This window comes from Mesorhizobium sp. M8A.F.Ca.ET.208.01.1.1 (genome assembly GCF_004791315.1).
Lineage (GTDB): Bacteria > Pseudomonadota > Alphaproteobacteria > Rhizobiales > Rhizobiaceae > Mesorhizobium.
This window is the reverse complement of sequence record NZ_SRUT01000003.1, coordinates 11,523-31,609: the sequence shown is the minus strand read 5'-3', so window position 1 is coordinate 31,609 and position 20,087 is coordinate 11,523. Positions and strand designations below refer to the sequence as shown.

At 61.5% G+C, this 20,087-nt stretch carries 10 protein-coding genes; all 10 read left to right on the top strand.

Features of this window, described 5'->3' with window-relative positions; translation table 11 throughout:
• Positions 1 to 19 precede the first annotated feature (19 nt).
• The 10 genes from EN851_RS16930 (at position 20) to EN851_RS37195 (ending at position 19,961) form a co-directional block, all read left to right on the top strand.
• Entirely contained in the window at positions 20 to 1,825 is a 1,806-nt protein-coding gene (locus EN851_RS16930) for a hypothetical protein (RefSeq protein WP_245520762.1), read from the top strand.
• A 259-nt stretch (positions 1,826 to 2,084) separates the two neighbouring features.
• The gene (locus EN851_RS16925; RefSeq protein ID WP_127276025.1) at positions 2,085 to 2,528 is read left to right on the top strand and encodes a GFA family protein; all 444 of its coding nucleotides are present in this window, start codon (positions 2,085 to 2,087) and stop codon (positions 2,526 to 2,528) included.
• Between the two features lie 60 nt (positions 2,529 to 2,588).
• A complete protein-coding gene (locus tag EN851_RS16920; RefSeq protein WP_127276024.1) occupies positions 2,589 to 3,809 on the top strand; it encodes a glycosyltransferase in 1,221 nt (406 codons plus the stop codon).
• A gap of 125 nt (positions 3,810 to 3,934) precedes the next feature.
• The gene (locus EN851_RS16915) at positions 3,935 to 5,287 is read left to right on the top strand and encodes a polysaccharide biosynthesis/export family protein (RefSeq protein WP_245464263.1); all 1,353 of its coding nucleotides are present in this window, start codon (positions 3,935 to 3,937) and stop codon (positions 5,285 to 5,287) included.
• Positions 5,288 to 5,416: 129 nt separating this feature from the next.
• The gene (locus tag EN851_RS16910) at positions 5,417 to 7,612 is read left to right on the top strand and encodes a type I secretion system permease/ATPase (RefSeq protein WP_245520761.1); all 2,196 of its coding nucleotides are present in this window, start codon (positions 5,417 to 5,419) and stop codon (positions 7,610 to 7,612) included.
• A 42-nt stretch (positions 7,613 to 7,654) separates the two neighbouring features.
• The gene (locus EN851_RS16905) at positions 7,655 to 8,959 is read left to right on the top strand and encodes an HlyD family type I secretion periplasmic adaptor subunit (protein ID WP_348630725.1); all 1,305 of its coding nucleotides are present in this window, start codon (positions 7,655 to 7,657) and stop codon (positions 8,957 to 8,959) included.
• Positions 8,960 to 9,027: 68 nt separating this feature from the next.
• Positions 9,028 to 9,906 carry a sulfotransferase gene (locus EN851_RS16900; RefSeq protein ID WP_135929623.1) on the top strand — a complete coding sequence of 293 codons (879 nt, stop codon included), beginning with the start codon at positions 9,028 to 9,030 and terminating at the stop codon, positions 9,904 to 9,906.
• A gap of 186 nt (positions 9,907 to 10,092) precedes the next feature.
• A complete protein-coding gene (locus EN851_RS16895) occupies positions 10,093 to 11,598 on the top strand; it encodes a lipopolysaccharide biosynthesis protein (RefSeq protein ID WP_245511849.1) in 1,506 nt (501 codons plus the stop codon).
• A gap of 162 nt (positions 11,599 to 11,760) precedes the next feature.
• Positions 11,761 to 14,271 (top strand): RTX toxin, encoded by a 2,511-nt coding sequence (locus tag EN851_RS16890; protein ID WP_245520760.1) that lies wholly within the window; start codon positions 11,761 to 11,763, stop codon positions 14,269 to 14,271.
• Positions 14,272 to 14,471: 200 nt separating this feature from the next.
• Positions 14,472 to 19,961 carry a metallophosphoesterase gene (locus EN851_RS37195; protein ID WP_245520759.1) on the top strand — a complete coding sequence of 1,830 codons (5,490 nt, stop codon included), beginning with the start codon at positions 14,472 to 14,474 and terminating at the stop codon, positions 19,959 to 19,961.
• The last annotated feature ends 126 nt before the right edge of the window (positions 19,962 to 20,087 follow it).

Genomic DNA, 20,087 nt, shown 5'->3' with positions numbered 1-20,087 from the left:
CCAATAGGCTGCCGATACGATGACCGGCGACGATGAGCGAATGACGCTCGACGCGATCAACCAGGGGAACCCCTTGCAACCTTCACGTAAATCCAAACCCGGAAGCTACTGTCCGGCGGATCCTGGAGAGCCTAGGGACGGCCTGCAGCCGCAACAATATCGGCGCTGGGTTCCAAAAGCCAAGGCAAGCATGGTGGTCGAAGCGTTGACGCCGGGGGTGAACGTTCCAGCGCCAGCCAGGGCGGTTGGGGCGAGCCCGTCGATCAACAAAGCAGATGTCGGTGTTTCTCAAACCGACGCAAGCGCCGCCTTGCTGCCCCTCGAAACAGTCCCGGCCCTTCCGACAGCCACCGAACTGTTTCGAGCATTCAATGAGAGCGGCCTGAAGTACGGAATAATTCAGGATCTCGCGTCCCTGCAAAGCGGACTTGCGGGCCGCGACGATCTGGATCTCCTTTTGGACAAGCACGACTACCCGGTCTTCTGTTCGATCGTGAGCAAGCTGCACGGTCGTCGCGGCGTCAGCCTGTCTTGCTACGACAATGTCTGTGCCGGCCGGGAGGACTGGTTCCTGCCTGACTTTCCAAATGGCCGCTATCTCCATCTCGACATGCATATCGGGATCCGTGTCGGCTGGGAATTCCGCAAGCGATATCCGGTATTCGACTATGCGGCGATTACACGATGGGATTCAATTTGTGTGGATGGGGTGTCTATTCCGGTCGTCTCCCCCGAGGACGAGATTCGAATAGCCATTGCCCGCTTCGCCTTCCGGACCTGGGCATTGCCTTGGCGACAGTGGATCACCGTTGGTGGTGATTGGAGGGACCAGTTTGCGCGCCCGCCACTGCCGTCAGGCCAGCAAGGCCTGGATGTCGCGGAATACACGCTTGGCGGCAGCAGACTGGCGAGCTGCAGGTTTCTGCAAAGCGTCGACGGTTTGATGGCAAACCGCAGGGATGTTGCCAGGCTCCGGCGTTCAATCCGTGAAGCCTGCGGTTTTGCAGGAGGTTACGGGATCGCCGATGCCGTTGTTCACCTGGCCCGCAAGACCTCATATCTGGCGTTGAGGGCCCTTCAGCGCCTGATGCCCGGCACATTCCCACCAAAGAGACGGCCTGCGGCTGGTGGCTTTGTAGTGGCGCTCGTCGGTCCTGATGGCATGGGAAAGAGCACTCAAGCTGATCGGCTGACACGGATATTTCGATGGAAATTCGGGTGTGCGCAAGCCTATGTCGGAATCGGAGACGGCAATGGGTGGTGGCTCCGCAAGGCGTTGCAGACTCTGGTTTTTCCCTACAGACGCCGCCTAAAGTCGTTGGCCCAGCACGATGGTGGCAACAGCTCCGTCAGCCGAAATTGGTCGAAGGGAGGACTCGCCGCTACCGCGCTGGCATTCTGGGCAGTTTTGATCGCGTTTGAGCGATACGCTGTCGTGAAACGTGCGCATCGATGGGCTACGCGCGGCCTGATCGTCATTTGTGACAGGTGGCCGCAGGCGCTGTGTAGCGGATATCTGGACGGGCCGACCATCCCACCGCACCTCTTCTCCGTCCCAGGCCTGTCAGTTCTCGCTCGCCTCGAGCAAAGGCTCTATCAAAAGATGGCACAATGCCGGCCACACCTCACTTTGCACCTGGTTTCAGATTTTGCCGTCTCCGAGCAGCGAAAGCCGGGAGAAATCAGGAAAGAAGCCTTCGACGCGCGGCTATCGCTGATGGCGGAGTTGCGAGCCAAGGATAAGAACATCCGAACCGTTGACGCAAGCGCTGGCATCGAGGCGGTCGGACGGGAACTGTTCAGGCATATCTGGCTGTCTTTGTGAGAGGCAGGGCGGGCAGCTCATCGGCCAGTATCCAAACAGACCCCGATGCGCGGCCTTCCGCCATCGCGAAACGACAGGTGTTCCCTGCGAGGCGTGGGAAAGCCGCCGAACGCTCGCGCTCGATAGCGGCGCGCCGATAGAGCCTGTTTCATCCCACGATCGGCACGGGGCTCTGACTTGAACGAGTGAATATGGCTCCGTTTCGGGGCGAGCACCTGTCCCATCCGGCCCACAACAGCACGCAATGACGGAGGTTGCCATGTCCGAAACCATACGCAGGACCGGCAGTTGCCTGTGCGGCGGCGTGCAGTTCTCGGTCCGCGGTCCGCCGCTCCGCATTGGTCTTTGCCATTGCAAGGATTGCCGCAAGGCCGGCGGCTCGACCTATTCGGCCTTTGCCATCTGGCCGCGCGAGGCCTTCGAAAAGACGGGCCTCGTCAGCTCCTACGGCACGCGCAGCTTCTGCCAGACCTGCGGCGGCCGCGTCGCCCGGGTCGACGACAATGAGGCTGAGGTGATGATCGGCAGCCTCGACGTCGTGCCGACCGATCTCGTGCCCGAATATGAATTGTGGACCTCAAGACGCGAGACCTGGCTCCATGCCTTGCCCGGCGCCGAACAGTTCAAGCATGACCGGCCAGCGGCGAACAGCGCAGAAGTGCCGGCGCCGCGGTCGCTGTCGGACGTCGATGCGGCCGCGTGAAATTCGATTTTGCGCTCGAATGCGCCGCCCTGGATTTCATGTCCCCTAAGGTATTGGCAAATGAAAATCCTCCATGTGCTCACCCGACTTCTTCGGGGAGGTTCCGAAGAGAACACATTGGCCTGCTGTCTCGCTCAGGCGCGGCACGGCCACGAAGTGCGTTTGGTTCACGGCGAGGAGTACGATCCGAATTTGCGGATGTCAGTTGCCGAAGCCGTTCGGGTTGAGACTCTTGAGCGGCTCATCAACTCGATTTCGCCATCCCGTGACATTTCTGCATTTGGCCAACTCACGCGCCTTATGCGCGACTGGCGGCCTGACATCGTGCACACCCATCAAAGCAAGGCCGGCATCGTCGGCCGCCTCGCTGCAAGGGAAGCCAATATCCCCTGCATCATACATGGCGTGCACATTTTGCCCTTCGTGCATGTGGGCAATGCGCAGAGGCTGATGTACCTGGCTGCCGAACGCCTGGCCGCGAAGTGTACACAGGCTTTCATCGATGTCAGCCAGGCTATGCGTGACATTTGCATCGCCAATCATTTGGGTAGCGCCGATCAGCACCACGTCGTCCACTCCGGCTTCGATCTGAAGCGCTTCGCGAACGCGCAATGGCCACAGCAATCGCATCTGCTCCTGGGGACGGCTGTCGGAGAGCCTAAGCCACCGGTGATCCTGATGCTGGCCGCGCTGGAACCGCGAAAACGCCATATAGAGTTCATTGAAGCATTTGGGCAGGTCGTCGACCGAGTTCCGAACGTGCGGCTGCTCTTGGCCGGCGAGGGGCCGGCGCGATCCGCTATTGAGTCGGCGATTGCACGATCCCCGTACGCAAACAACGTTCGCATGATCGGCTACCATAGCGAGCCCGAGCGACTGATCAGTCTGGCGGACGTGTGTGTGCTGACCTCGATGCGAGAAGGACTGCCTCGCGTCATGATGCAGTACCTGGCGGGCGGTCGAGCCAGTGTGGTCTCGCATCTGCCGGGAGTGGAAGAGGTTGTAAAGCATGGCGTGAATGGAATTGTGACGCCGGCAGAAGACGTTGGCGCCGCGGCGGCGGCGATCGCCGACCTTCTCCAAAATGAACACTACCGCGCTCGATTGGCTGAGAGCGCGAAACTCACCGACCTGGCATCCTGGGGGTTGGATACAATGTGCGATAGGGTCGAGCTGATCTATCAATCCGCTCTCGAGTCAACCCTTTCAGCAGGAAGGCCAAACGACCCGCGAATTCGCGACGGCCTCGCCAAGCAACCTTTAGGACTGCCCGGATTTTGATCCCTTTTCTCCTTCGACGGAGTCCGGATTTTCAAGGCTTACTGCTCGAACCCTACCTTGCTGTCACGCTCCGTCCGACGAATGTCGATTGGTCCTGACCGCAGGCAAGACAACGGAGTACGACGATGCGTTTGCGTGCAGACCAGCACTTTCCTTCCGGGCCTTCGCTAATGGAGGATTGGGTCCGACGGCTTTTTCCGGCCAGCCGCACGCTCGCAATGATTGGCGGTCTGGCCATTGCCATTGTTCTGCTCACCGCAGATGCATCCCGTGCGGACGGCTATACGTTCGACACCGGTGACGTCCTGCGTGTATCCGTGATTGGCGAGCCATCCTATCCGCTGGAAGTCGTGGTCGATGATCGCGGTTCGATATCGCTTCCCATGTTGGGCGATGTTCAGGCGCGCGGCCTCACCAGCGTTGTCCTTTCGAAGGCCATTCAGCGTGCATTTCAGGAGCAGAAGCTCATCCTCGATCCTTTCGTGAAAGTGGAGATCGGTCAGTACCGGCCATTCTTTATTTCCGGAACGGTGGCTCATCCCGGATCGTACCCGTTTCAACCCGGAATAACGGTTCGTCATGCACTGGCTATAGCAGGTGGCTTTCGGGCTACCGCCGTGGGAAACACGGAGCCGGCCTTGCAAATAGCTGATCTGCGCAGCGCGCGGGCAGGTCTGGCGATCGAGGAATATCGCCTAAAGGTTCGGCTCGCCCGGCTCCAGGCGGAAAGCCGCCAGGACAAATCTTTCGTTGCTCCGCCCGATCCGCCTGTCGAGTTTGGCGGACACTTGATTGACGACATCGTAGCGTCTGAACAGGCGCAGTTGGACGCCCGCCTCGCCGCATATCGGGACGACATTTCCTACCTTGATGTCTCGTTGGAGCGGGCCAGGAAGGAAGCGGATATGGTCGCTGCCACTCGAAAGGAACGAGAAAAGACCGCGGACATTCAACTCGAGGAACTGCAGTCTGCCCGGTCATTGCGGGAAAAAGGCCTGGTCACCAATTCGAATGTCATGACGGCCGAACGAGCACATACCAGCTATCGCGCCGAACTTTCGCAGACCGAGCTGCAGCAGGAGCAGGCGCAGCAGGCGATGCTGACCGCTGAAAGCGAGCTTCGAAAAAAGAAGCAGAGTTATGAAATGGACTTGATCTCGCAGACCCAAGACACGCAGGTCGAGCTGGGGAAAATTCAAAGCCAAATAAGGTATGTCGCCGACAAGCTTCTCTTTATATTTACATATGGCGAACAGCGGACCTTCGACGACTTGCAAGGCTCCGTGAAGATCTCGATCTTCAGGCGCGACCGGAAAGTCGCCCACGACATCATCGCCAATGAAAATACGGAAGTTCTAGCTGGCGATGTCATCGAGGTTTCGATCGCGGCCAACAAAGGGTTCTACGCGCCGGACACTTCCGGAACAATGGGGAGCCCAAATGCGGAGGGCCTCCAGCCAAGCATTGTCGGCCAATAGCACGAATATGCCCACTTCCTCGAGCAAAGCTTTGCTTCAGGGCCGCGATCGTTGCTTCGCAACGCTCTTGGGTTCGTTGTGCCTTGAACGGCCTGAGATAGTCCGACCTTGGCACCTCAGGGGTTTGACATGAGCCTTGGGCCAGCACTGACAGTGGTGGGAAATCGCTTCCGCCGGGCGAATTCCCAAGCCAAAGCGGAGCAGAGGCGGCTCAATCTCCTCCGTGCAACGGCGCGCCGCAAGACGACGGTGCGTTACGCCCCGCGCCACCGCGCCATCATCCGATCGCGCATTCCAGGTGCAATCCTGCTCCTCCTCGCTCTTGCGCTTGCGGGAGCTGCATTTCTGCGGCGCCACGTTGACCTCGGCCGCAACTGGCTGCCGCGACCGTGGACCGATTTCGTGGTGGACCGGGGATACTTCTCCGATCCACTGGTCTTGCTGGCTGGTCCAGACGCTCTTCCGGTTTGGCTGGCGTTCGCGGCGGTGGGCTTGCTGCTGCTCGCAGCCGCCCGCAAGGCAAGGCGAAGGGGCGGCTTGCCAAGCGCGTCCACGAACGCCGGCGCCAGCCCCTCGGCAAGAGACATCCAGCCGGCGCCTGGTTCGGAACTGGCCTGTGCGTTGCGTTCCTGCAAGGCAGCATTCGCGGGAGTCGCGGTTTTTAGCGGCGTGAGCAACATCCTCATGCTGACCGGAGCGATGTTCATGTTGCAGGTCTACGATCGCGTACTGCCAAGCCGCAGCGTTCCGACTCTGGTAGCCATGGCGATATTGGCCGGCGTTCTGTTTGTCGGGCAGGCGGTCATCGATCTCGTGCGCAGCCGCATTATGACCAGGATCGGTGGAGAACTGGACGAAACGGTCGGGGGACGCGTATTCACAGCCGTGTCAAGGCTGCCCTTGTACATCGGCCACCAGGGCGATGGGCTGCAGCCGCAACGCGATCTCGACAACATCCGCGTGTTTCTGTCGAGCCCGGGGCCAAGCACACTCTTCGACTTTCCGTGGATGCCCTTTTATCTGGCAATCATATGGAGCCTTCATCCGACCCTCGGAATTGCGGCGATTTGCGGTGCAATCGTGTTGGTGGCGCTGACGGCGGCGACCGAGGTCTTCACGCGCAAACCAATGGGCGCCGCGGTTTCGACGGGCGTGAAGCGCAACGGCTTAGCCGAAGCCAGTCGCCGCAACGCGGAGGTTCTCGCGGCAATGGGAATGGGCAGCCGCCTACACGACCATTGGCGGGAGGCGAGCCGCGAATATCTCACGCAACAGCAGCATGTCAGCGATATCGTAGGCGGCTTCGGCAGCTTCGCCCGCGCCTTGCGGCTGATGCTCCAGTCGGCAATGCTTGGTATAGGGGCCTGGCTGGTGATCCAGGGCGAGGCGACGTCCGGGATCATCATCGCCGGCTCCATCCTCGCGGGCCGTGCGCTTGCACCTGTCGATCTTGCCATCGCCCATTGGCGCAGCTTCGTGGCCGCGCGCCAGAGCTGGAGCAGGCTGAGCCAGTTGCTCGCCCGATTGCCGCAAGACGCTCAGCCGATGGCACTTCCGGTGCCCGGTTCGAACTTGACGATAGAGAACATCACGATCGGTGCACCAGGCGTGCAACGGATCATCGTGCGAGGTGTGGACTTCAGCCTGGACGCCGGCTCGGTGCTTGGCATCATCGGACCAAGTGGCTCCGGCAAATCCAGCCTGGCTCGTGGGCTGGTAGGCGCATGGCGACCGCTGGCGGGGCGTATCAAGCTTGATGGTGCCGCGCTCGATCAGTGGTCGTCGGAGCGTCTTGGCCGCCACATAGGTTACCTTCCGCAGGACGTCGAACTGTTCGCTGGAACGGTTGCCGCCAACATCGCCCGCTTCGATCCTGGATCGGACCCGCGGGCCATTGTCGCCGCCGCCCGCGCGGCGGGCGTCCATGAGCTAATCATCGGTTTTCCGAATGGCTACGAGACGCAGATCGGAGAGGGCGGGACCGCGCTGTCAGCCGGGCAGCGCCAGCGCGTTGCCTTGGCACGGGCACTCTATGGAAATCCGTTCATGGTCGTCCTCGACGAGCCCAACTCCAATCTCGACATGGAAGGCGAAAGGGCGCTCGCCGAGGCGATCCTCGCAATCAAGGCGCGCCGCGGCATCGTGGCGATCGTCGCGCACCGTCCGAACATTCTCACCACTGTGGATTTCGTGCTGATGATGAAGGAAGGGCGGATGCACATGTTTGGAACGAAGCAGTCCGTTCTGTCCAAGCTCTTTCCGATGTCACAGGCCAATACAGCGGACCTGCAGCCGGTTTCAACCTCGCCTCGACTGCCGAATTGACGACTTGCGGCATATGGGAAACAGGCAATCATGGCTCCTGTCTTGAACCGATCGCTTTCAAACCGGCGATCCATTCGCCGCAATCTGCTCGGTGGGATGACTGTCGTCGCACTGCTCCTCGGCGGAATGGGAGTCTGGGCCGGGACAGCGGACATTTCGGGAGCCATCATTTCGCATGGCTGGGTGGTCGTCGAGAACAGCGAAAAGAAGGTGCAACACCCGACGGGTGGCGTGGTCGGCAAGATTCTCGTGCGCGATGGCGACCGTGTCCGGGCCGGGGATATCTTGGTCCAGCTTAGCGACACTATCCCGCGTGCCAGCCTGGCTTACGTGACAAAGAATCTGGATGAGCTCTACGCGCGAAAGTCCCGGCTCGAGGCGGAGCGTGACGGCAGCGGGCGGATGACACTTGCTCCGATGCTTGCCACGCGAATGAACAACCCGGAGATTGCCAGCACCGTGGCTAGCGAACAACGACTTTTCGAACTTCGTCGAACCGAGGTTTTTGGCAACAAGGCGCGCTTGCGCGAACGCATCGAGCAGTTCGGAAAGCAGATCGAAGGTTACTCGGCTCAGGAATCGGCAAAGAGCAAGGAGATCGAGTTGATCAACGATGAACTCGTCGATATCCGCAGCCTTGTCGACAAGAAGCTCACACTCAAGTCGAAGCTGACGGAATATGAACGCGAGGCAACACGCATCGAGGGTGAAAGGTCTCAGCTTGTGTCAAGCATGGCGCAGGCACAAGGCGCCATCGCCGAAGTTGAGCTCCAGATCCTTCAGCTGGACAAGGAGTTCTCCAGCGAGACTGGCAGCGAACTGCGCGATGTCGACGCCAAGATCGCCGAATTCGAGGAACGAAAAGTCACCGCCGAGGACCAGCTGTCACGCATCGATATTCGCGCTCCCTCCAGCGGCACGGTCCATCAATCTTCAATCCATACCGTGGGCGGCGTGATCAGTGCGGGCGAGCCGATAATGCTGATCGTTCCCGACACCGACACTCTCACGGTCGAGGTGAAGGCCGCTCCGCAGGACATCGATCAGATCTTGGTCGGCCAACGCGCACTTCTTCGCTTCACCGCCTTCAACGTCCGCACTACGCCCGAAACGGAAGGCGTGGTGTCCATGATTGCGGCCGACGTAACGCGCGATCAGCACACCAATGAAGTCTACTACGTAGTCCGCATCACCCCGGACCCGAAGGATTTGACGAAACTTGGCCCTGCCTCGCTCATTCCCGGCATGCCGGTGGAAGCGTTCATACGGACTGGTGACCGCAAGATGCTCTCCTACCTGATGAAGCCTTTGACGGACCAGATGATGCGTGCGTTCAGAGACCAATAGCCGCGCGGCGACGCTTGTCGCGCGGATCGGCGCGACCCCGGCTAACCTTTTAGCGACGGAGACTTGTCATGGCAGCAACAGAGCTGAAACCTCCGATTTTTCTGATCGGCAACTATCGGTCGGGGACCACAATTGCACAAAAATTGATCGGGCTGCATCCCGACATCGTTACCTGGTACGAGCCAAAAACATTGTGGCTATATGCCGATCCGGCGCGGCGTCATGACGAATTTGGCGAAACCGATGCAACCGAAAGGGTCGCACGTTACATTCGCGGCAGGTTCCTCGAATATCAGTCGCGGCACGGCGGCCGACAGATCATGGAAAATACCCCTGCCAATGTCTTGCGCGTGCCGTTTGTCCACGAGATTTTTCCGGAGGCTATATTTCTCTATATTACGAGAAATCCATTTTCGTACATAAGCTCGATGGAGCTTAAGTGGCAGAGAGCAAAGTCTCTCAAAGGTTTAATACGCCTTTTGAAGATCACTCCGGTAACGCAAATTCACTATTATGCAAAAGATATTATAAAACAGGTGATCGCGAAAAGGGTATTGGGAAGAAAATACACATCGATCTATGGGCCGCGTTACAACGGGATAGAGCGAGATTTGAAGGAGAATGAGAAATTGACGGTGATCGCGCGCCAGTGGGCGCGCGGCAATCGAAAGGCCCGAGAAGATCTCGCCAAGCTGGGCGACGGCCGCGTGCTGTCTTTTCGCTACGAGGATTTGATACAGGATCCCGAGTTGGTTTTGCGCCGCATCTTTGAACATTGCGGGCTGAACTGCACCGACGATATCGTCCGAACGGCCAAGGAGATGATCGATCCAGGCCGCCAGCAGAAGTGGCTCCGTCTCGAAAGGAAGGATCTAACGGCGATCATACCGGAGGTCCGGGACGAGATGGAGTTCTATCGCTACGAAATCCCCTCGCTTCTTCGATAGGTAAGGCGCGCTGGGCGCGGGCGGACGGCACCGCGGCGGAGGACCCTTCATGACCCATGCGATCATAACTTCGTGCAGGCGCGGGCGCGTGGCTGCGCATCATCCAACGTAATCGTGTCACTCGGCGGATCCGGCAAGGACGCAGTGGCCGCCTGTTTGGGTCGGCCGAGGCGATTGGAGAGAGGCGTGAGCAACAACCAGCGCGGGCTAGCAAAACAAAGTGTCGTGGGCATGTTCTGGACGTCCCTGTCCATGGGTGCCCTTGCGGTTGCGGAGCTTGTCGCCCTTCTCATCCTGGCTCGGCTGCTCTCGCCCAATGAGTTCGGCCTCTACTCCGCAGCGCTGATCGTCATCAAGTTTTCGGCGATCTTCCAGGGACTTGGCATTACCCCCGCGATCGTCCAGCGACCGGTGCTGGACGAGCGACATCTTCGGGTCGGCTTCACTTTGTCATGCCTCCTCGGCCTCGCTGTGTCCGCGTTGGTCTGGGCGATGGCACCGGCAATTGCCGGGCTGCTTCGCCTCGCCGATCTGGCTCCGGTCGTTCGTGCCATCTGCTTCGTGTTCCTTTTCCAAGGCGCTTCCATGGTGGCATTGGCCGCGGCCCAGCGCGCGCTGCGGTTCCGCTGGCTGGCGTTGGTCGACGCCAGCGCCTTTGCCTTGGGTTACGTCGTTGCCGGTCCGATTCTGGCATGGCTCGGCTTGGGCATCTGGGCGCTTGTCGGCGCGCTCCTGATCCAGCAATTCATCCGCATGGTCGTGCTGCTCGCCGGCCAGCCGCATCCGATGCGGCCTTTGCTGGAGCGGCGCGCCATCGTCGAACTGCTCTATTTCGGAAGCGGTTTTACCATCGCCCGGGTCTTCAATTACCTCGCCACCCAGGCGGACAGGCTTGTCGTGGGCCGCTGGCTCGGCGCTGATGCGCTTGGCCTGTACGGCCTGTCGTCACAGTTGATGACGACGCCCGCGGTCATCGTCGGTCAGGTTCTTGATCGGGTGCTGTTCCCAACCATGGCGCTGGTCCAGGAGCAGCCCGCGCGGCTTGCTCGTGCCTATCGCAGCGCAGTCGCGGGGTGCGCCCTGCTTGTCCTGCCGGCCAGTGTGGTCGTGGCCATCGTCGCGCCGGAGTTGGTTGCCGTCATTCTCGGGCGGGGATGGGTAGCGGTCGTCGCCCCGCTCCAGATCCTGGCGTTCAGCATGCTGTTCCGCACGAGCTACAAGCTGAGCGATTCCGTCTCGCGCGCAACAGGGACTGTCTACGCGCGCGCCTGGCGCCAGGCGGTTTTCACCATCGGCGTCTTCGCCGGCTCCCTCATAGGGCAACTCTGGGGCATAGAAGGCGTGGCGTTCGGCGTCGGCGCGGCTTTCGGGATCAACTTCTTCCTGATGGCACAGTTGAGCCTTCGCGTGACCGGCATGACCTGGGGAGACTTCCTTATGGCCCACGTACCCGGTCTGGCACTCGCGGGCGTGGTCGGAACCGGCGTATGGGGGCTCGTGGAATGGCTACGCGAGTTCCGTCTATCTCCCCTTCCCCTGCTTATCGATACGGCATTGCTGGCATCTGCCGGGGGCTTGCTGCTGTGCTGGATCCTGCCGTCGCTGTTCCTTGGGCGGGACGGGCTATCACTGCTGCGCTTGCTCGCGGCCGTTGCGCCCGCCTGGCCAAGGATGAGGAAGGTAACTGACTGATCCCGTAGAATTCAACGCTTGACCGCACGGCCATGGATTTCGGGCGACGGCTTTCATGTCCAACGTTACCCATCGCCATGCTCGATCTGGGGTCGCAACAGCCCCCGGGTCGGGCACGTCGAGATTCCGATTTAATCGAGAAATGTGCAGAGGAGATTCGACGTGGTAAAACTCGCTGGGCTTCCCTGGAATGACGCGAAGCTCTTGATAACGGAATCCGGCACTGACTCCGGCATCAATGGCGACTGGCTGACCGACGACAATTGGACCCAGCCGAGCGGAAGAGCGATCGGCAACGAAACGGCTCGGGTGCTCTCCGATATCGGCGACGGGCTGGCTGCCGAAACCGGCAATGGTAGTCACACTACCAGCTTGGATCCAGCCGCGAACAAGCTGGATCTTAGCACCGCAGATGGGGTCACGCCGACTTTGGGGGGCGATGGCGGATTGAAACTGACCGGCCTCACCGAGACGGCAGCCGGACTTGGCATTCATCCCGACAGCAGCTTTCTCGACTTGTGGCACGATGCGGAAATGGGCCATGCCGACAGCCATGTCACCTACATCGCCACCACCCCTGAGGCAGTTGCTGACATCGGCACGGTCTCGACACGCGCAGCGGTCACAACCAGCAGCCTTCTCGCCGCCAGCTCCAGTGCGATCGACCCGATCTTCGAGACAAGGGTGGCGACCGCCGGCGACGATGTCGAGGAGAAGGGCTCCGGTACGATATCGGGCAATGTCGACGATCTGGAACTGGGCTATGACGGCAGCACCCGCCAGACGGTCGGCCTCCGCTTCACCAGCATCGACCTCCCGAAGGGCGCGATCATCACCAGCGCCTATATCCAGTTCCAGGCCAATGAGGTGAAGACCGGCGCGGCGTCGCTGCTCATTCAAGGCGATAATGTTGACGACGCCAGCCCTTTTACGGCCGTCAACTTCAACGTGTCCGCGCTTCCGAGGACGACAGCCTCCACGGCCTGGACGCCGGACCCGTGGACCATTGTGGGCGAGCATGGCCTGGCCGAGCGCACGCCTGACCTTTCGGCGATCGTGCAGGAGATCGTCAACCGCTCGGGCTGGGCCGCACTCAACGACATGGCATTTTTGGTCAGCGGCACTGGCACGCGCACGGCCGATTCCTACGAATACAATCCGGCCACCGCGCCGCTGCTGCACATCGAATATCTGCTGCCAGGATCCGGCAATCCAGTAGCCTTCAACACCCCGCCGGATGCCAACACTGCCGCCAACAAGATCGCCGAGCTTGCCGCGGCAGGCGCATCCACCGGAATCACCGCCTCGGCGACGGATCCCGATGCCGGCTCGACGGTCACCTACAGCATCAATGACACGCGCTTCGCCATCAATTCCAGCAGCGGCGTCATCACGCGCTCGGCCACCGGCACGCTCGACTTCGAGACCCAGTCGTCGATCAATCTGACAGTGACGGCAACCTCGTCCGACGGCAGCACCGCCAACCAGGCCTTCACCCTCGCCGTGCTCAACAGCCCTGAGCCGGTCGCTTTCAACACCCCGGCCGACGCTAACGCCGCCGCCAACCAGATCGCCCAGAGCGCCGCCGCCGGCACGGCGGTCGGGATCACCGCCTCGGCCAGGGATCCCGATGCCGGATCGACGATCACCTACAGCATCGACGACTCGCGCTTTGCCATCAACGCCAGCACCGGCGTCATCACACGCTCGGGCACCGGCACGCTCAACGCCCAGTCCGAGCCGTCGGTCGCCCTCACCGTCACGGCGACCTCGTCCGATGGCAGCATCGATACCCATGCCTTCAACGTCAACGTCACGGCCCACCAGCTGCCGACGTCGGTGACCTTGTCACACACAATCCTGACTTCGCAGTGGTCGCCGCCGAGTCCCGACCCGACTGATATCGTCTATATCTCTCACCTCGGCACGTTGCTGGTTGCCGACAGCGAAGTCGAGGAGATACCTGCGCTTTTTACTGGCAAGAATCTCTACCAGATGAATTTGAACGGCACCCTTGCGGGCACGCTCACGACCGTCAAGTTCTCCGATGAGCCGGCCGGGGTGGCTTATAATCCTGCTAACCACCATCTCTTCTTCGCGGACGACACTGCCCCGAAGAGCGTGTACGAGCTCAACCCCGGGATAGACGGGCTTTACAACACGTCCGACGATAAGGTGACCTCTTTCAAGACATCCGCGTTCGGCAGTTCGGATCCGGAGAGCGTCGCCTATGACCCGAACCATAAAGTCTTGTATGTCGCGGATGGCTCAACCCAGACGATTTACGCCGTCTCACCGGGTCCCAACGGCAAATTCGACGGCGTCGCGAGTACGGGCGGCGACGACATCGTGACGAGTTTTTCTGCGCAAGCGCTGGGGAACCCTGGCGACGAAAGTATTGCGTATGACCAAGTCAACGACCTCCTTTATATCATTACGTCGACAAAGTCGGTAGCAATGGTGACGCGTACCGGGCAGTTATTGGGCACGCTCGATATCTCCGCAGCCCACGCGCACAAACCATCGGGAATAGCGCTGGCGCCGAGCAGCGACGATCCGAGCCACCATATGAGCCTGTACATCGTGGATCGGGGCCTGGATAATGACCCATATCCAACCGAAAATGACGGCAAGATCTATGAATTCCAATTGAATGGTTGGCTGCTCGCCTGATCCGGCAGGACGCGTTGCTTCAAGGTCCTGTCGTGATCCATTTCACTGCAGCCTGCCCGGATGCCCAGCAAGCACATCGCCTCCACACACGCCTCTGACAGCCGGAGTCCTCGATCGCCGCGGATCGGATCTGGCCGTGGCGTCGATATCAGGGCCTAGCGAGGCCCAAGTGCGGAAAACGGCGGCAAAGGAGTTCTGCGATGTCCAAACCACATCGGCTTCCAGACAGCGGCAATGCAATCGGACTGCTCGCGACGGAGCTCGGTTCGACGCCTCTCCTCAAAAGCCTTCAACCGCTCGATCACGGCTCGGTCACGGCATTCGCAACCAGCGCTCCGAAGATTGCAGAGCACCTGCATGGCGATGACGGCGAGCCGCAGGCTTCCGGGGCATCCGATGGCGTCAGCCTCGCCGTCGAAACCGGCAAACAAAGTGACAGTCATAGCGCCGTCCCGATCACGGCAACCGGTGGCGAGCTGATCGGGCTGGCGGACGCGGCAGCCGGGCTTGGCATCCATCCGGATAGCACCTTTCTCGACAGCGTGGCGACGAAAGACACCGGCCTCAGGCAGTTTGCGGGAACGGGCTATGCCGGCAGCGGCGTCACCTTCACCGCCCCTACCCCCACCGCTGACGCCGGCACGGTCTCGACCGGCGCTAATGTCATCACCACCAGCAGCAGCTTCCTCACCGCCAGCTCCAGTGCGATCGACCCGATCTTCGAGACAAGGGTGGCGACCGCCGGCGACGATGTCGAGGAGAAGGGCTCCGGTACGATCTCGAGCAACATCAGCGATCTGGAACTGGGCTATGACGGCAGCACCCGCCAGACGGTCGGCCTCCGCTTCACCAGCATCGACCTCCCGAAGGGCGCGATCATCACCAGCGCCTATATCCAGTTCCAGGCCAATGAGGTGAAGACCGGCGCGGCGTCGCTGCTCATTCAAGGCGATAATGTTGACGACGCCAGCCCCTTTACGGCCGCCAGCTTCAACGTGTCCGCGCTTCCGAGGACGACAGCCTCCACGGCCTGGACGCCGGACCCGTGGACCATTGTGGGCGAGCATGGCGCTGCCGAGCGCACGCCTGACCTCTCGGCGATCGTGCAGGAGATCGTCAACCGCTCGGGCTGGGCCGCGCTCAACGACATGGCATTTTTGGTCAGCGGCACTGGCACGCGCACGGCCGATTCCTACGAATACAATCCGGCCAGCGCACCGCTGCTGCATATCGAATATCTGCTGCCAGGATCCGGCAATCCGGTAGCCTTCAACGCACCGCCCGACGCCGATCCCACCACCAACCAGATCGCCGAACTCGCCGCGGCGGGGGCAACCACCGGGATCACAGCATCGGCAACGGATCCCGATGCCGGCTCGACCGTCACCTACAGCATCAATGACTCGCGCTTCGCCATCAATGCCAGCAGCGGCGTCATCACGCGCTCGGCCACCGGCACGCTCGACTTCGAGACCCAGACATCGATCAATTTGACGGTGACGGCAACCTCGTCCGACGGCAGCACCGCCAACCAGGCCTTCACCCTCGCCGTACTCAATAGCCCGGAGCCGGTCACTTTCAACACCCTGGCCGACGCTAACGCCGCCGCCAACCAGATCGCCCAGACCGCCGCCGCCGGCACGGCGGTCGGGATCACCGCCTCGGCCAGGGATCCCGATGCCGGCTCGACGATCACCTACAGCATCGACGACCCGCGCTTTGCCATCAACGCCAGCACCGGCGTCATCACACGCTCGGGCACCGGCACGCTCAACGCCCAGTCCGAGCCGTCGGTCGCCCTCACCGTCACGGCGACCTCGTCCGATGGCAGCATCGATACCCATGCCTTTACAGTCGGCGTCACGGCCAGCCAGTTGCCGGTTGCCTTCAACGCACCGCCCGACGCTGATCCCACCACCAACCAGATCGCCGAACTCGCCGCGGCGGGGGCAGCCACCGGGATCACAGCATCGGCCACCGATCCCGACGCGGGCTCGACCGTCACCTACAGCATCAATGACACGCGCTTCGCCATCGACGCCAGCAGCGGCGTCATCACGCGCTCGGCCACCGGCACGCTCGACTTCGAGACCCAGTCGTCGATCAATCTGACGGTGACGGCAACCTCGTCCGACGGCAGCACCGCCAACCAGGCCTTCACCCTCGCCGTCCTCAACAGCCCGGAGCCGGTCGCGTTCAACAACCCGCCGGATGCCAACACCGCCGCCAACCAGGTTGCCCAGAACGCCGCCGCCGGCACGGCGATCGGCATTACAGCATTGGCGACGGATCCCGATGCCGGATCGACGATCACCTACAGCATCGACGACCCGCGCTTTGCCATCAACGCCAGCACCGGCGTCATCACACGCTCGGGCACCGGCACGCTCAATGCGACGTCGGAGCCTTCAGTCAACTTCAACGTGACCGCAGCCTCATCCGACGGCAGCACCGATACCCATGCCTTCAGCGTTGCTGTCTCCGGGACGGGCAACACCACGCCTGTAGTCATCGAGACAAGGGTGGCGACCGCCGGCGACGATGTCGAGGAGAAGGGCTCCGGGGCGATCTCGACCAACGTCACCGACCTGGAGCTGGGCTATGACGGCTCCACCCGCCAGACGGTCGGCATGCGCTTCACCGGCATCAACATCCCGCAGGGCGCCATCGTCACCAACGCCTACATCCAGTTCCAGGCCAACGAGGTGAAGACCGGCGCGACTTCGCTGCTCATCCAGGGCGATAAGGTCGACGACGCCAGTCCTTTCACCACCGCCAACTTCAACGTGTCCTCGCTTCCCAGGACGGCCGCATCCACGGCCTGGACGCCGGACCCGTGGACCATTGTGGGCGAGCATGGCGCTGCCGAGCGCACGCCTGACCTCTCGGCGATCGTGCAGGAGATCGTCAACCGCTCGGGCTGGGCCGCGCTCAACGACATGGCATTTTTGGTCAGCGGCACTGGCACGCGCACGGCCGATTCCTACGAATACAATCCGGCCAGCGCACCGCTGCTGCACATCGAGTATACCCTGCCCGGTCCGGCCGGCAGTCCGGTGGCTTTCAACACGCCGCCCGACGCCAACACCACCGCCAACCAGATCGCCGAGCTTGCGGCGGCTGGCACGGCCGTCGGCATCACAGCCTCGGCCACCGATCCCGACGCCGGCTCGACCGTCGCCTACAGCATCAATGACACGCGCTTCGCCATCAACGCCAGCAGCGGCGTCATCACCCGCTCGGCCACCGGCTCGCTCGACTTCGAGACCCAGACATCGATCAACCTGACGGTGACGGCAACCTCCACCGACGGCAGCACCGCCAACCAGGCCTTCACCCTCGCCGTCCTCAACAGCCCGGAGCCGGTCGCCTTCAACAACCCGCCGGATGCCAACACTGCCGCCAACCAGATTGCTCAGACCGCCGCCGCCGGCACGGCCATCGGCATCACGGCCTCGGCCAGGGATCCCGATGCCGGCTCGACGGTCACCTACAGCGTCAACGACTCGCGCTTCGCCATCAATTCCAGCACAGGCGTTGTCACGCGCTCAGGCACCGGCACGCTCAATGCGGCAACCGAGCCGTCGGTCAACCTCCACGTCACCGCGACCTCGTCCGATGGGAGCGCCGCGGGCCAAGACTATGCCGTCAGCGTGACCACAGCGCCGATTTTCGAGAAAAGGATCGCAACCAGCACCGACGACGTCGAGCAAGGTCCCAGCGGCGGGATGGACCTCACCAGCACCGATCTCGACATGGTGGTTGACGGCACCAAAGTCCAGACGGTCGGAATGCGCTTCACCGGCGTCGACATTCCCTACGACGCCGTCATCACCAGTGCCTACATCCAGTTCCAGGCCCAGAATACGAGCACCGGCGCCGTCTCGCTCCTGATCCGGGGCGAAAGCGACGAAGCCGTCCCCTTCGAGAGTGAGCAAAGCGATGTCACCTCGCGCCTGATGACGACTACTTCGGTGACGTGGACGCCACCCGACTGGACCGTGAACAATGAAGCCGCCCTTGCCGAACGCACCCCGAACCTCTCGGCAATCGTGCAGGAGATCATCAACCAGCCAGGCTATTTGCAACTCAATGACATGGCATTCGTCGTCAGCGGCAGCAGCGGCGCGCGCAGGGCCAATTCCTTCGATGGCAGCGCCACCGGCGCACCGCTCCTGCACGTCGAGTACTATGTGCCGACGACCGGCCCGGTCGCCTTCAAGCATCCACAGGATGCCGACCCTGCGGCCAACCAGATCCCCGACCTTGCCCCCGCGGGCACTTTGGTCCACATCACAGCCTCGGCCAAGGATCCGGACGTCACCGATACGGTCACCTACAGCCTCAACGACCCGCGCTTCGCCATCAATTCCAGCACCGGCGTCATCACGCGCTCTGGCACGGGAACGCTCAATGCCCAGACCGAGCAGTCGATCAACCTCCACGTCACCGCAACCTCGTCCGACGGGAGCACCGCCGCGCAGGACTATACGGTCAGCGTCGTCCCGACGACGCCGCCGCAGGTCTTGTACCGGTACGCGGTCTTTGGTGACTACGGCGACACCGATCTCTCCGGCGAGAAGGCGGTGTCGGCGATGGTCCATGCCTGGAACCCCGATTTCATCCTCACAATCGGCGACAACGTGTATGCTCCGCAGACCTTGGATGCCGCCGTCGGCCAGCAGTATCATGACTACATAGGCAACTATCAGGGCTCATACGGCAGCGGCAGCGCCATCAACCGCTTCTTCCCCACGCTAGGTAATCACGAATACGAAGAAGGCAACGTTACCAACTACCTGAATTACTTCACGCTGCCCGACAATGAGAGGTACTATGACTACCAGATCGGGCCGGTGCATTTCTTCGCTCTCAGCAGCAACAAGCAGGAGCCGGATGGCCGCAGTTCCACATCCGTGCAGGGCCATTGGATGCAAGACCTTCTCGCGAATTCCGACGCGAGTTTCGACGTCGCCTACTTCCATCACACGCCATTCAACCCGAGCGGCTCCACTGCCACCATGCGGTGGCCCTTCGAGCAGTGGGGTGTAAACGCGGTCTTTGCCGGCCATCAGCACAACTACTACCGGGAGAACCGGGACGACAACGGCGACGGCGTCTTTCTTCCGTACACGACCACCGGCCTTGGCGGAGCTGGCAAGACCGTTCCCAATGTCGGCGCCAATCTGGTGACGATCACGGACGCGGGCATGCTGATCGAGTTCTACAAGGTGAGCAGCTTCAACGGGACGACTGCAACCAGCATGCTCACGGATTCCTACTTTGTCCCGACGCCTGTAGGGCGCACGCCGACAATCGTCAACGGCGGCTACGTCCTGAACGGCACGACCGGCGCGGACTATCTATGGGGTCTGGGCGGGAATGACACGCTGATCGGGGGACGCGGAAACGACACATTGGTTGCCGGCAACCAGCACAATCTGTTCGTGTTCGCCCACGGCGACGGTCAGGACACCGTCATGAATTTCCTGCCCGGCGCCGGCACCGGCGACGTCCTCGATCTCAGAGCCTTTGGCATCTACAACACCAGCCAGTTCCTGCAAGCGGCGACAAACCAGGGCTCGAATGTCGTGGCGTCGCTGGGCGGCGGGGATCAGATCACGCTGACCGGCGTTCAAGTGGCCCAGTTCCACGACGACAACTTCCTGAGCAGTCTGCTGCTTGCGTAGGGCCGCCTTCCTGCATGCTCAAAGGTCCGCGTCGCGCGGTTCCGAAGATCAGTGCGGCGATCCATTTTGCGCTGATTTGCAGTTCGGATGATGGCCGCCCCGGCAAAGAAAAGCCCGGACCGCTCG